The organism is Lactococcus sp. NH2-7C (assembly GCF_029953655.1).
GTDB lineage: Bacteria > Bacillota > Bacilli > Lactobacillales > Streptococcaceae > Lactococcus > Lactococcus lactis.
Window position 1 is genome coordinate 1,968,315 of record NZ_CP124538.1, and the last position, 13,136, is coordinate 1,981,450.

Annotated in this window: 14 protein-coding genes and 1 tRNA gene; 13 read left to right on the forward strand and 2 right to left on the reverse strand. The window is 36.3% G+C overall.

The window, feature by feature from the left end:
- Entirely contained in the window at positions 1-666 is a 666-nt protein-coding gene (pgmB, locus tag QJV49_RS09895; RefSeq protein ID WP_225512641.1) for a beta-phosphoglucomutase, read from the forward strand.
- 58 nt (positions 667-724) lie between these two features.
- Here pgmB and QJV49_RS09900 read toward each other — a convergent pair whose 3' ends face one another.
- A complete protein-coding gene (locus QJV49_RS09900) occupies positions 725-1,492 on the reverse strand; it encodes an alpha/beta hydrolase (protein ID WP_225512642.1) in 768 nt (255 codons plus the stop codon).
- A gap of 111 nt (positions 1,493-1,603) precedes the next feature.
- On the opposite strand from QJV49_RS09900, the gene QJV49_RS09905 reads away from it, so the two are divergent.
- From QJV49_RS09905 to QJV49_RS09960, 12 genes are all read left to right on the forward strand, one after another.
- On the forward strand, positions 1,604-2,299 hold the full coding sequence (locus QJV49_RS09905; protein ID WP_225512643.1) for an ATPase: 696 nt from the start codon (positions 1,604-1,606) through the stop codon (positions 2,297-2,299).
- 207 nt (positions 2,300-2,506) lie between these two features.
- Positions 2,507-2,953, forward strand: a complete 447-nt coding sequence (gene tsaE / locus QJV49_RS09910) for a tRNA (adenosine(37)-N6)-threonylcarbamoyltransferase complex ATPase subunit type 1 TsaE (RefSeq protein WP_225512644.1) — start codon at positions 2,507-2,509, stop codon at positions 2,951-2,953.
- Positions 2,950-3,468, forward strand: coding sequence for a GNAT family N-acetyltransferase (locus QJV49_RS09915; protein WP_225512645.1), 519 nt, complete (start codon positions 2,950-2,952; stop codon positions 3,466-3,468). Before tsaE ends, QJV49_RS09915 begins: the two co-directional genes overlap by 4 nt.
- 104 nt (positions 3,469-3,572) lie before the next feature.
- On the forward strand, positions 3,573-4,958 hold the full coding sequence (locus QJV49_RS09920; protein ID WP_225512646.1) for an LCP family protein: 1,386 nt from the start codon (positions 3,573-3,575) through the stop codon (positions 4,956-4,958).
- 78 nt (positions 4,959-5,036) lie between these two features.
- Positions 5,037-5,110 (forward strand) — tRNA-Arg (locus QJV49_RS09925).
- A gap of 147 nt (positions 5,111-5,257) precedes the next feature.
- Positions 5,258-6,019: a tRNA pseudouridine(38-40) synthase TruA gene (gene truA / locus QJV49_RS09930; protein ID WP_003131523.1), complete on the forward strand. Its 762-nt coding sequence runs from the start codon at positions 5,258-5,260 to the stop codon at positions 6,017-6,019.
- Positions 6,020-6,051: 32 nt separating this feature from the next.
- Positions 6,052-6,840: a bifunctional hydroxymethylpyrimidine kinase/phosphomethylpyrimidine kinase gene (locus QJV49_RS09935; RefSeq protein ID WP_225512647.1), complete on the forward strand. Its 789-nt coding sequence runs from the start codon at positions 6,052-6,054 to the stop codon at positions 6,838-6,840.
- A 39-nt stretch (positions 6,841-6,879) separates the two neighbouring features.
- Positions 6,880-7,380 carry an ECF transporter S component gene (locus tag QJV49_RS09940; protein ID WP_225512648.1) on the forward strand — a complete coding sequence of 167 codons (501 nt, stop codon included), beginning with the start codon at positions 6,880-6,882 and terminating at the stop codon, positions 7,378-7,380.
- Positions 7,361-7,903 carry a TIGR01440 family protein gene (locus tag QJV49_RS09945; protein ID WP_225512649.1) on the forward strand — a complete coding sequence of 181 codons (543 nt, stop codon included), beginning with the start codon at positions 7,361-7,363 and terminating at the stop codon, positions 7,901-7,903. Before QJV49_RS09940 ends, QJV49_RS09945 begins: the two co-directional genes overlap by 20 nt.
- Positions 7,904-9,040 carry an alanine--glyoxylate aminotransferase family protein gene (locus tag QJV49_RS09950; protein ID WP_225512650.1) on the forward strand — a complete coding sequence of 379 codons (1,137 nt, stop codon included), beginning with the start codon at positions 7,904-7,906 and terminating at the stop codon, positions 9,038-9,040.
- A gap of 236 nt (positions 9,041-9,276) precedes the next feature.
- Positions 9,277-10,884 carry a CTP synthase gene (locus QJV49_RS09955; RefSeq protein WP_225512651.1) on the forward strand — a complete coding sequence of 536 codons (1,608 nt, stop codon included), beginning with the start codon at positions 9,277-9,279 and terminating at the stop codon, positions 10,882-10,884.
- Positions 10,885-11,021: 137 nt separating this feature from the next.
- Entirely contained in the window at positions 11,022-11,936 is a 915-nt protein-coding gene (locus QJV49_RS09960) for a lactate/malate family dehydrogenase (protein WP_225512652.1), read from the forward strand.
- 32 nt (positions 11,937-11,968) lie between these two features.
- On the opposite strand, the gene QJV49_RS09965 is transcribed toward QJV49_RS09960, so the two are convergent.
- Entirely contained in the window at positions 11,969-12,841 is an 873-nt protein-coding gene (locus QJV49_RS09965) for a DUF1003 domain-containing protein (RefSeq protein ID WP_225512653.1), read from the reverse strand.
- Positions 12,842-13,136: the final 295 nt, after the last annotated feature.

The window sequence follows — 13,136 nt, forward strand, 5'->3', positions numbered from 1 at the left end:
ATGTTTAAAGCAGTATTGTTTGATTTAGATGGTGTAATTACAGATACCGCAGAGTATCATTTTAGAGCTTGGAAAGCTTTGGCTGAAGAAATTGGTATTAATGGTGTTGACCGCCAATTTAATGAGCAATTAAAAGGAGTCTCACGAGAAGACTCACTCCAGAAAATCCTAGATTTAGCTGACAAAAAAGTATCAGCTGAGGAATTTAAAGAACTTGCTAAGAGAAAAAATGATAACTATGTGAAAATGATTCAAGATGTGTCGCCAGCCGATGTTTATCCTGGAATCTTACAATTACTCAAAGATTTACGTTCAAATAAAATCAAAATTGCTTTAGCTTCGGCTTCTAAAAATGGTCCATTTTTATTAGAGAGAATGAATTTAACTGAATATTTTGATGCAATTGCTGATCCAGCTGAAGTTGCGGCATCAAAACCAGCACCAGATATTTTTATTGCAGCAGCACATGCAGTGGGCGTTTTACCTTCTGAATCAATTGGCTTAGAGGATTCCCAAGCTGGAATTCAAGCCATCAAAGATTCGGGGGCTTTACCAATTGGTGTAGGTCGCCCAGAAGATTTGGGAAATGATATCGTCATTGTGCCTGATACTTCACACTATACTTTAGAATTTTTGAAAGAAGTTTGGCTTCAAAAACAAAAATAATTAGTAATTAATAAATTACATAAAACCAATAAAAAATACCACTCAAAAGTGGTATTTTTTAATTTTTGATTTGTCTTTCTAACCAATCAGAAGCCCAAGAAACCCAGCGATGTACTGATGGAAGACAATAGGCATCAGAAGGAGCGGTTGAACGATTAGCCAAAGAGACACCATGAGGTCCAGATTCAAAAAAGTGAGCTTCAAAAGGAACTTGATGTTTTGAGAGCCGATCACAATATTTAAGGCTGTTATAGATGGGGACGCCTTCATCATCAGCCGTATGCCAGATAAAGGTTGGAGGAGTTGAGGAAGTGACTTTTTCCGAAATATTATATTCTGAGATATTTTCAATTTCAAAATTAAAATGTGACAAATCACTAGGCCAACCAAAAGTGAAAGAAGTTACTGGATAGCAGAGAAGAACTCCTTTTGGTCGATGAATTTGTTCAGAATTGCCATACCAAGCGGCCAGATGTCCTCCGGCAGAGCAACCAAGTAAGAAAACTTGCTCAGGGTTGATTTGCCATTCTTTATGATTTTGATGAATTAGAGAGAAAACAGCTTGAACTTCTTCAAGATTTTGTGATAAAAAGTTATAGTTTGTTCCTTTGTTCATCACGGTGTAATTAAGAAGAAATACTTGATAACCTTGGGCGAGAAAAGCTAAGGCCAGAGGGTCAGATTCTCTTTGTGAAATATGTTGATAACCACCACCAGGGCAGATAATAATGGCAGGAAAAGTATAATTTTCGTTTTGACGAGGGTTTTGGAGCTGATAAAAATCAACCCATGCAGTATCATTTAAAGAAAACGTTGATTTATTCATAAGTTCATTGTACCAAAAAATATTTGAAAGAAATATCAAAGTACCTCGTTGTTTATTTATTACATTAATAAATTTTAAGTTCGTTTAAGAAAACTATCATAAAATTTGAATATGAAGAAAATTATTTATAGTATAGGTCTGATAGCCTTGCTTAATTTTGGAACGATTGCTTATGGAGAAACGGCAACCGGGACTTCAGCAAGTTCAGCAGATGCAACAGCTCAAAGCTCAACTGGGACTTCGAGTACCTCAAATTCAGCAAGTTCAGCTAGCAGTAGTTCACAAAACACAAGTTCCTCTGAAGGAACGAATTCGACAAGTCAAAATCAAACACAAACAAGTACCACTGCTCAAAATCAGACAGATAATGTTGGGCAAAATCAAACGCCTCCGGTAGTAGAAAATCGAGACAGCTCAACAGATAAAAATTCTGGCAGTCAAAAAGAAACTAAAAATTCAACCACAATTATTAATGAAACCGTCAATAATAATGCAAAAGGGAACAATATTCTTTTGATGACATTGACCAGTTTGTCAGCATCAGTCACAATCATTGGGGGAATTATTGCTTTTGTGCGTCATTTGCGTGGCCGTGGCAAGAAGAAAAATCCTGTCAGTAAAGCACAAAGTTCTAAAAATGGGAAAACTCCTTCAAATTCAATGACAGCTGAGCCATCAGTAAGTTCTAAAAAAGCACCAAATGAAGAAAAAGTACTGACAGAAACTCAGCAAATTAATATGCAGGCAGATGAATTGCTTAAAAATCATAAAAAACAACAAAAAGAGTATCGTCGCAGAAGAAGATAAAAAGCCATTTAAGGTTTTTTATTTTGCCCAAATTTTTGAAAAGCTGTCAGTAAATTTTACTGACAGCTTTTATTTTAAAGACTGTGATAATGAAGGAGATAAACTTTTTGAAGTGGCAACACTGGAATTTTCTAAAGTTTGACTGTTTTTAGACTCATCAGTTGCAATCGTTAGATAGTGTCTTAGGGGATGTGTTATAATAAAATCATGAAATTTAACGAAGAAGAAATGTTACAATTTGCACAAAAATTGGGAAGAAAATTAGAGGCTCAAGATGTTATTGTTTTAACGGGCGAGCTTGGGGCTGGAAAAACAACTTTTACCAAAGGCTTGGCTTTGGGATTAGATATTCATCAAATGGTTAAAAGTCCAACTTATACAATTGTCAGAAGTCTGGAAGGACGTTTGCCGCTCCATCATATGGATGTTTATCGCATTGGTGATGATCCAGATAGCTTTGATTTAGATGATTATTTATTCGGTGATGGTGTTTCAGTCATTGAATGGGGCGAAATGTTAGGCGATGATTTGCCAGAAAATTATCTGGAAGTCATTTTTGATAAGTATTCTAAAGATTTGGTCAATGATCAAGAGCGTAAAATTATTTTGAAACCGCATGGGAAAAGATATGAGGAGCTCGTTAATAACTTATGACCACAGAGCTAATTGTTAGAGAAGCAAATGGCGCCGACAGTCCTAGAGTCATTGAATTTCTCAATAAGGTTGGAACAGAAAGTAATTTTTTGACCATTGATGAAGTAGGAATTTTAATCTCTGAAGCAGAAATGACGGACTTTTTAAATCGACAAGCTGAGAAAGATAATAATGCTTATTTTCTGGCATTCGTTGGTGATGAAATTGCTGGTATTTTGCATTTGACAGCGGATTATCATTATCGAGTACGTCATATTGCGGAACTTTTTATCGCTGTGTCAGAAGATTATCAAGGTTATGGCATTGGGACGATTCTACTAGAAGATGCACTTGAGTGGGTAAAAGAAGTTGGAACAATCAAGCGTTTGGAATTAACTGTCCAAGCACGTAATAAAAAAGCACGTCATCTCTATGAAAAGTTTGATTTTGAATTAGAAAATGTCAAAAAATGGGGCGCCCGAGATGAAAAGGGCCAATTAATTGATGTTTGCGAATATGTTTTATTTTTTGACTAATAGTTGACCCTTTTGTCAGTAAAATTAAATATAATTAAAGAAAAATTAAAATCTAATTTTTCTTTTTTTGTTGTGAAAAATCAGAATTTTGATATAATGCTAATATGAAGCTTTGGATAAAAACACTTCTCATGCTTGGAAGTATTATTTTAGTAACGGCAATTGCTGCAGGCGGATATACATTAACCGTTTTGAACAGTACAACAAAAGCCTTTAAAATGACTTACACTAATGCTGGGAATAAAAAGACAGAACAAGTCATTCAGGCAACTGAACCTCTGACTATCCTACTTATGGGGGTTGACACAGGAGGCGAGGGGCGTGGAACTTCCGATTCATGGAATGGGAATTCTGACTCACAAATTCTGATGACACTTAATCCTAAAACGCACACGACAACAATGGTTTCAATTGAACGTGATACGATGACTAACATTTTAGATGCTGACGGAAATATTGTTTCTAAGCAAAAAATGAATGCAGCTTATCCCTTAGGTTATAACTCAGGGTCGTCTTCTGATGGTTTAAAAAATGCTGTAAGTTATGCCATGAAAACAATTGGTGCTCAGACTGGTATTAATATTGACAGTTTTGCAACCGTCAATTTTGATGGTTTAGTCAACATGGTTGATAATGTTGGTGGAATTGATATTAACAATACCACAGGGCAAACCCTCTATATTTCAGATACAGAGCCACAATATACTGCGAAAGTTCCACCTGGCAAACAGCACATCAATGGTGACCAAGCCTTAGTTTATACTCGTGATCGACATCATTTACCAAATGGTGACTACGGTCGGGCGGCTCATCAACGTGAAGTCATTGCAGCACTCATGAAGAAAATTTTAGCTTTAGATAATATCACACGCTATGAACAATTTTTGAACGAAGCCTCAAAAGATTTTAGAACTAATATTCCAATTAATGCCTCAACAATTACTTCATTACTAGGTTATAAAGATTGCTTTAACAAAGTAGTCTCTGTTCAATATGAAGGTGTTGGTGAAATGGTTGATGGTGCTTCTTATCAATTTATGCCAACAGATATTTATCTCGCGATGCAAAATATCATGAAGAAATCGCTTGATGAATCAACAGTGACCACTTTGCCAAGCAGTTTGATTACTTATGAATCAGTTTTTGGCTCAGGAACAGCACCTTTTTATTATCTTCCGTCAGCTACTGTAACTGAAAAAGGAAAATCAGCGGTAACTTATGGTGTTGATACGCAAGGAAATCTTGTTTCTTTGAATTCTAAAAATTCAGGGAATTATGTTTCGACAAGTGGTGGCTCAGTTCAATCAGCTTCAAGTTCGGGCTCCTCTAGCTCAGCAAGCGATTCTACAGCAACATCAAGTTCTGATTCTACTTATCAGCAAAATGATACCTATAATGATGGCTATAATAATAGTAATGACAGTACAACCTCTAGCTATGGAACAGATAATACAAACACAGGTAACTATGGCTACGGTACAGGTCAATAATTGAAAAAAACAAGAGAATATGATAAACTTGATTCTGTTAGTAATTTTAGCTTAAAAACTTACTGACAGAAACAATTTGGTCCGATAGCTCAGCTGGATAGAGCATTCGCCTTCTAAGCGAACGGTCGAGGGTTCGAATCCCCCTCGGATCATGGTGCCAAACCTCGCCCCACCTTCGTAGTGGGGCATTTTTTTATACTTTTTTACGAAAAAAATTTAAAAGATACGTATTAAAAAAGGATAAACCATTATAAAAAAAGAAAATAAAGTCCTAATAAAAATTGTGCTATAATAGAAAAATGACAAGATACAAAGCCACAATCGCCTATGATGGTACAGATTTTGCAGGTTTTCAAAGCCAAACAAATCAAAGAACAGTTCAAAAAGAAATTGAAAAAATACTGACGAAGTTAAATTCTTTTGAGCCAGTTATTTTACAAGGCTCAGGCCGAACGGATTCTGGAGTTCATGCTTTTGGTCAAGTCATTCATTTTGATTTAAAGGGAAAAGTTCGTGATTTGGAACGTTTACGTTTTGGTTTGGACACTCAAACCCCAGCAGATATTGCAGTAAAAAAAGTGGAACTTGTCCCAGATGATTGGCATGCAAGATATCAAAAGCATGAAAAAACCTATGAGTATTATCTAGAAAATTCAATCACACGAAGTCCATTTCAAAGACATTCTAAAGCCTATTTTCGCTATCCACTTAACTTTGAGCGAATGCAAGAAGCAATGTCAAAGTTGGTTGGGGAACATGATTTTACAGGTTTTACAGCATCGGGTTCATCAGTTGATGACAAAGTAAGAACGATTTATCAGGCAGAAATTATCCGTCTTGATGAAGAAAATTTCAAATTTATTTTTCGTGGCAATGGCTTTTTGTATAAACAAGTGCGAAACATGGTTGGAACAGTCATTAAAATTGGTAATGACCGAATGCCTGTCAGCCAAATAGATAAAATATTGACCTCTAAAAATAGAGATTTTGCAGGACCAACAGCGGCACCTGAGGGTTTATATTTGAAAGAAGTCAAATATGCGGAAAATACTGACATCTAAAAGCTACTGTCAGTAAAATTAATGGAGAGAAGATGCCAAAGAATTTAAATGAAAGCAAAAAAATTCTAACAATTGCAGGTTCAGATATCCTATCCGGAGGCGGGATGCAAGCTGATTTAGCGACTTTTGCAGCCAATGGGCTTTATGGCTTTTGCGCCTTAACAAGCATTGTAACTGTCAAAGAAGATAAATTTTTTGTTCATACAGTAGAAAAAGAACTCTTTCAAGAAGAGTTGGAAAGTTTAAGCGATGTGGACTTTTCAGCCATAAAAATAGGACTATTACCCAATAAAGAAATACTTGAACTGACCAAAAACTGGCTGACAGCTCTGTCAGTGAAATCTGATACTCCAATTATATTAGACCCAGTCATTGTTTTTAAAGAAAATGCTGACTATTCGGTCAATGAAATGCGTGACCTTTTCATCAGCCAACTCTTTCCTTTGGCGACTGTAATTACCCCGAATCTCAAAGAAGCAGAAATACTGACAGGGCTGTCAGTAAAAAGTAAATCAGAGATGAAAGAAGCAGCCAAACTTTTGCATGATTTTGGAGCAAAAAATGTCGTCATCAAAGGAGGAAATCGCTTTGACCAAAAACAAGCCATTGACCTTGCTTATGATGGAAAAGCTTTTTATGAATTATCAAGCCCGATTATAGAAAATAATAACAACGGAGCAGGTTGTACCTTTGCTTCATCTATTGCGGCTAATATGGCTTATAATCACCTCTTTAAAGATTCAGTCAAGAATGCAAAAGACTTCGTTTATCAAGCAATTCAAAATGCAAATGAATATGGTGTTTTTCAAAATAAAAAATAAATTTCCAAAAGTAAACCAAACTTCTAGGAAAAGTAGGAGATGAAACTCATGGACAACAGAAATATCAAAAAATTAACTTTACTTGCGATTTGGACAGCAGTCACTTTTGTTCTGGGTCGCCTATTTACCTTCCCTATTCCAGGTTCAGCCGGAAATATATTAACCCTTTTGGATGTCGGAATTTATACAGCAGTCTTTCTGTTCGGTAAACGAGAGGCGGCAATAATTGGAGGATTTGCAGCCTTTCTACTTGATTTGACTGCAGGATACAGTAACTATATGTTTTTCAGCTTAATTATTCATGGCGGTCAAGGCTATCTTGCAGGATGGACGAGATACAAATGGCTTAACTTTTTGTTCAGTCTTGTCTTTATGGTTGGAGGATATTTTATTGTTGGTGGATTAATGTATGGCTGGGGTTCAGCTATTGCGGGACTTTGGGTAAATATTATTCAAGTTGTGGTTGGCTTTATTTTAGCAAAAGTCTTAAGCCCACTCATTGAAAGGACAGGTATTTTAAATGGATTTAGAAAAGCTTAAAAAAGACACACAAGTCATTATCGATGATGTCATAAAACAAACAGAAATTAAAGCTGGTCAAGTCTTTGTTCTTGGTTTATCTTCATCAGAAGTAAATGGTGGTTTAATTGGCCATGCCAGTTCTAGCGAAATCGGTCAGGTCATTGTTTCTGTCATATACAAGACCTTGTCAGACAAAGGAATTTATCTGGCGGTCCAAGCATGTGAACATCTTAATCGTGCCTTACTCATTGAAGAAGAATTAGCCGAAAAAAAAGACTGGGAAATCGTTTCTGTGATTCCACAACTTCATGCTGGTGGAAGTGGTCAAGTTGCCGCCTATCAACTCTTTAAATCTCCAGTTGAAGTAGAGCATATTGTGGCTCAAGCAGGATTAGATATTGGCGATACTAGTATTGGAATGCACGTAAAGCATGTTCAAATCCCCGTTCGTCCTATCTTAAAAGAACTTGGAGGTGCTCACGTAACAGCTCTTAAATCACGTCCTAAACTCATTGGTGGAGAACGTGCGAGGTACAAATAAATGAAAGAGATGTTAATTATGACCCCAGGCCCGACTGAGGTGACTGAAAATGTTCGACTAGCAAGAGCAAAGGCAACAACCAATCCAGATATTGATTTAGATTTTTATGACTTTTATAAAAAGACTTGTAGTAAACTTGCCCAATTTTTAAAAACAAAAAATGATGTCAGAATATTAGCTGGTGAAGGAATTTTAGGATTGGAAGCGGCTTGTGCTTCTTTAACCGAAAAAGGTGACCGGGTTCTGGTACTTGATAATGGTATTTTTGGTCATGGCTTTTCTGATTTCATTGAGCTTTACGGTGGTGAAGCAATTCTACTGCAGAGTTCAGAAAAAGAAACATTTTCCCTAGAAATTCTGGAAAAATTTTTAGAAAAAGATCATAACTTCAAATATGCAACAGTTGTTCATTGTGATACGCCCTCAGGCGTCTTAAATGATCTATCAAACATTTGTCCTCTTTTAAAAAAATATGGAATTCTAACCGTTGTTGATTCAGTTGCGGCGATGGGGGGTGAAGATTTACAAGTTGATGAGTGGCAAATTGACATCGCTCTTGGTGGCTCTCAAAAAGTTATTTCAGCTCCACCAGGCTTAACAATTGTATCTATTTCAACAGAGGCTTATCAAGCGATGAAAGAGAGAAAAAGTCCCATCGCAAGTTTTTATTGTAATCTCCTTACTTTTAAAGATTATTATGAAAAAAAATGGTTTCCATATACCATGCCAATTTCTGATATCTATGGATTAGACCAAGCGATAGATAATCTTCTTTCCGACCAAGAAATTTTGAAACGTCATATGATGATTGGTCATGCGACAAGACAAGCAATTGAAAATTCTCCTTTAGACCTTTATTTGCAAAATGGCTATTCAAATACCGTTTGTGTTATTAAAGTGCCAGAAGGTCTGAATGACCAAGAAATTTTAAGAAAAATGCGTGAGAACTATCGAGTGATGATTACAGGATCATTTGATCATTTGGCTGGTAAGGTTTTAAGAATTGGGCACATGGGAGAAAATGCGAAACCAAATAAGGTGGCTTACAGTCTATATGCGCTTCAAAAAGTATTAGAAGATTTTGGTATAGCATTTAAAAATAACTTACAAGAAGATTTTTTAGAAGCTCTTAATTAAAAAATAAGTGATGTTTATAGATTATAATATAAACAATAAGTACAAAATCTAATATTACAAAGGTTCATGAAAAATTAAAAAACAGACTTTTGACAAAAAAGGAAAAATCAGATATAATTATTTTCGGGCACTGGTTTTTTATTATAAAAAATCAGTAACGGTAGGCTCCCCTCTGGGGAGCTGTTTTTGTTTTTCCCAGTTATTTCTGTTTTGTAAAAAGATTATAGGAGATTTAGATGTCAACTAAGTATATTTTCGTCACTGGTGGTGGTACTTCGTCAATGGGTAAAGGGATCGTAGCGGCATCGCTCGGTCGTTTGCTTAAAAATCGTGGACTTAAAGTCACTGTCCAAAAATTTGACCCATACCTTAACATCGATCCAGGGACAATGAGCCCTTATCAACATGGTGAAGTCTTTGTTACTGATGATGGTGCTGAAACTGACCTTGACCTTGGTCACTATGAACGTTTCATTGACATCAATTTAAATAAGTATTCAAATGTTACTTCCGGTAAAGTTTACAGTGAGATTCTTCGTAAAGAACGTAAAGGAGAATATCTCGGAGCAACTGTCCAAATGGTACCGCATGTGACTAACATGTTGAAAGAAAAAATTAAGCGTGCAGCAACAACAACTGATGCAGATATCATTATCACAGAAGTTGGTGGAACAGTTGGCGATATGGAAAGCTTGCCATTTATTGAAGCTTTACGCCAAATGAAGGCCGAAGTTGGTGCTGACAACGTCATGTATATCCATACTGTCCCAATTCTTCACTTGCGTGCTGCTGGAGAATTAAAAACTAAAATCGCACAAAATGCGACTAAGACACTTCGTGAATATGGTATCCAAGCTAACATGCTTGTATTACGTAGTGAAGTTCCAATCACGACAGAAATGCGTGATAAAATTGCGATGTTCTGTGACGTAGCACCAGAAGCAGTCATTCAATCGCTTGATGTTGAACACTTATACCAAATTCCATTGAAACTTCAAGCACAAAACATGGACCAAATCGTTTGTGACCATTTAAAACTTGAAGCACCAAAAGCAGATATGACAGAGTGGTCAGCAATGGTTGACCATGTCATGAACCTCAAGAAAAAAGTAAAAATTGCTTTGGTTGGTAAATACGTAGAGTTACCAGATGCATATATTTCAGTGACTGAAGCACTTAAACACGCAGGCTATGCATCTGATGCTGAAGTTGATATCAACTGGGTTAATGCTAATGATGTAACCGATGAAAATGTTGCTGAACTTGTTGGTGATGCTGCAGGGATCATTGTTCCTGGAGGCTTTGGGCAACGTGGAACAGAAGGTAAGATTGCAGCTATTAAATATGCGCGTGAAAATGACGTTCCAATGCTTGGAATCTGTCTTGGAATGCAATTGACAGCAGTTGAATTCGCCCGTAATGTTCTTGGACTTGAAGGAGCTCATTCATTTGAACTAGACCCTGAAACAAAATATCCAGTCATTGACATTATGCGTGACCAAGTTGATGTTGAAGACATGGGTGGAACACTACGTCTTGGACTTTACCCAGCTAAATTGAAAAATGGTTCACGCGCTAAAGCGGCTTATAATGATGCTGAAGTCGTTCAACGCCGTCACCGTCACCGTTATGAATTTAATAACAAATTCCGCGAAGACTTTGAAAAAGCAGGATTTGTATTCTCAGGAGTTTCACCAGATAACCGTTTGGTTGAAATTGTTGAACTTTCTGATAAAAAATTCTTCGTGGCATGTCAATATCACCCAGAATTGCAATCACGTCCAAATCGTCCAGAAGAACTCTACACAGAATTTATTCGTGTGGCAGTTGAAAATAGTAAATAATGTATGCTAAAAACCTCCGAGATTAGGAGGTTTTTTATTTGCTTTAAATAGTCAGAATATTTGAAATATATATTGTTTTACCAGCCTTTTTGTATTATAATAGATTCAATTTAAAGTTGAAGAAAATGAGGTGAAAAATGCGTAAAGTAGGTTTAATTGGTTGCGGTCATGTTGGAGCAACGGTGGCTCTTTGTATTGTTCAAGGAGGCCTTGTAGACGAGTTGGTTATTATTGACAAAAAAAGAGAAAAAGCTGAAGCAGAAGTTTTAGATCTTCTAGATGCCCTTTCTCTTTTACCGTTCTATGTCAAAATTTATGTTGGAGATTATGCCGATTTAGCAAATGCCGATGTCATTTTATCGACCTTAGGACATATTGAACTAATCAAATCTGGCGGAGACCGTTTTACAGAATTAAAAGCAAATATTCCAGAAATTAAAGATGTTTCTGAGCAATTAAATAGGATGAATTTCAAAGGAATTTTGATTGCAACAACCAATCCAAATGATGTGATTGTTAATCTCTATTCTCAATTACTGAACCTCCCTCAAAGTCATATTATTGGAACGGGAACTTATTTAGATACTGCAAGAATGAAAGCACAAGTAAGTAAAGCATTAAAAATTGATGGTCGGGCTATTGAAGGATACGTACTTGGGGAACATGGGAACTCGCAATTTACTGCCTGGTCAACGGTCAGGGTTGGTGGACAACCTTTTTTAGAGATTGCTAAAGAAAAAAATCTAGATTTAGAAGACCTAGAAGAAAAAGCGCGTCAAGGAGGCTTTGCTGTCTTTAATACGAAAGGTTATACTAATGTTGCCATAGCTGTCGCAACAGTATCTCTGATGAATCTGGTGCTTTCTGATGCAAAAAGTATTGCCATCTGTTCACATTATGATGAAAAGTTTAAATCCTATATTTCTACCCCTGCTTTAATTGGCAAAGAGGGAGTAGAGGCACTTGTAAAACTTCCCTTAACTTTTGAAGAAGAAGTTAAGCTCAAACAATCAGTCTCTGAAATTCAGGAAAAAATAGATTATTTTAGTTAAAAAAAGAGCCTGTTCAATCGAACAGACTTTTTTTAATCAGCATTAGCCATGCCTTCTTCTTCCTCATCATCAGTATTTTCTTCAATACTGTCAAGAGTTTCTTCAAAACTATCAAAGGTTTCTTCAAAATCATCAAGTTGATCTTCGACATCATCCAAACGCTCACGAATATCTTGGTTTTGTTGATAAACTTCATTAAGAAGAATTTGAATATCTCCAAGCATTTCGGTTTGAATTTTTTGAATTTGCATATTTGAAGCTTGATCATCCATCATCAAATGGTCAAGTTTTTCGTGTAAGGCAGCTACCCCTTTTTCTGAATTAACATTGACTTGGAAGTCATTTTTAGCAGACAAGCGGTCATGGTGTGCAGCACGATTTTGACTCATCATAATCAAAGGGGCTTGCATTGCGGCCGTAATTGATAAAAAAAGATTGAGGAGAATGAAGGGATATTTATCCCACTCAACCCCAAAAATCCCAGAGACATTAATAAACATCCAAACGACTAAAATTCCGAGATAAGTGATGATGAAAGCCCAAGAACCAACAAATTCAGTAACTTTATCAGCCACACGTTCACCGATAGTTTCTTGGGTTTGAAGTTGTTCTTCCACGTCATGAATCTCAAAATTTGCCTTAGTTAATTCTTCATTAAGTAGGTCATTAACGGTAAAGTTTTTTTGAAGGTCAAGATGAAAAAGGGTATCTAAGACCTCCAAACGGAATTTAACCTGATGTTCATTACAAATGAAATCATGACTGGTTGCTTCTGGGTAATCGCGCATGATAACGGTTTGAAGGCTAGGATCGAGATTCTCAAGGAAGTCTCCTCCTGACCGACGATGAACACGACCGTTAACAAGACAGACGACTTTATTTTTATTAATTGGAGTTGGAGCCATTTTATAGCATGGTTCAAGCTTGTAAAATCAAATTTCTTATTTTGTGAAATGGGTCAAGTTTTTTGAATTAAAATCAAAAAGCTGGCACAAGAAGAGCGCCAATCTACTCTTGGTCAATTTGACAGAATAAGTAATCATAATAATTGCGGGTTTGGGTCGACCTTTCAAAGCTTGAGCGCTCTCCTTTCATTTAGGTTTTTAAAGGACAGTTTAAATATGTCCATATTAAATTATAAGGTATTTTAAGAAATTTGCAAGCCTCAGGACCAAAATAAAAACTCCTGCAGAGCAAGAG

Coding starts and splice junctions, on each gene's coding strand:
- truA (WP_003131523.1), top strand. CDS start 5,258: ATGACAAGATACAAAGCCACAATCGCCTATGATGGTACAGATTTTGCA.
- pgmB (WP_225512641.1), top strand. CDS start 1: ATGTTTAAAGCAGTATTGTTTGATTTAGATGGTGTAATTACAGATACC.
- QJV49_RS09965 (WP_225512653.1), bottom strand. CDS start 12,841: ATGGCTCCAACTCCAATTAATAAAAATAAAGTCGTCTGTCTTGTTAAC.
- QJV49_RS09960 (WP_225512652.1), top strand. CDS start 11,022: ATGCGTAAAGTAGGTTTAATTGGTTGCGGTCATGTTGGAGCAACGGTG.
- QJV49_RS09940 (WP_225512648.1), top strand. CDS start 6,880: ATGAAACTCATGGACAACAGAAATATCAAAAAATTAACTTTACTTGCG.
- QJV49_RS09915 (WP_225512645.1), top strand. CDS start 2,950: ATGACCACAGAGCTAATTGTTAGAGAAGCAAATGGCGCCGACAGTCCT.
- QJV49_RS09955 (WP_225512651.1), top strand. CDS start 9,277: ATGTCAACTAAGTATATTTTCGTCACTGGTGGTGGTACTTCGTCAATG.
- QJV49_RS09900 (WP_225512642.1), bottom strand. CDS start 1,492: ATGAATAAATCAACGTTTTCTTTAAATGATACTGCATGGGTTGATTTT.
- QJV49_RS09950 (WP_225512650.1), top strand. CDS start 7,904: ATGAAAGAGATGTTAATTATGACCCCAGGCCCGACTGAGGTGACTGAA.
- QJV49_RS09935 (WP_225512647.1), top strand. CDS start 6,052: ATGCCAAAGAATTTAAATGAAAGCAAAAAAATTCTAACAATTGCAGGT.
- tsaE (WP_225512644.1), top strand. CDS start 2,507: ATGAAATTTAACGAAGAAGAAATGTTACAATTTGCACAAAAATTGGGA.
- QJV49_RS09920 (WP_225512646.1), top strand. CDS start 3,573: ATGAAGCTTTGGATAAAAACACTTCTCATGCTTGGAAGTATTATTTTA.
- QJV49_RS09945 (WP_225512649.1), top strand. CDS start 7,361: ATGGATTTAGAAAAGCTTAAAAAAGACACACAAGTCATTATCGATGAT.
- QJV49_RS09905 (WP_225512643.1), top strand. CDS start 1,604: ATGAAGAAAATTATTTATAGTATAGGTCTGATAGCCTTGCTTAATTTT.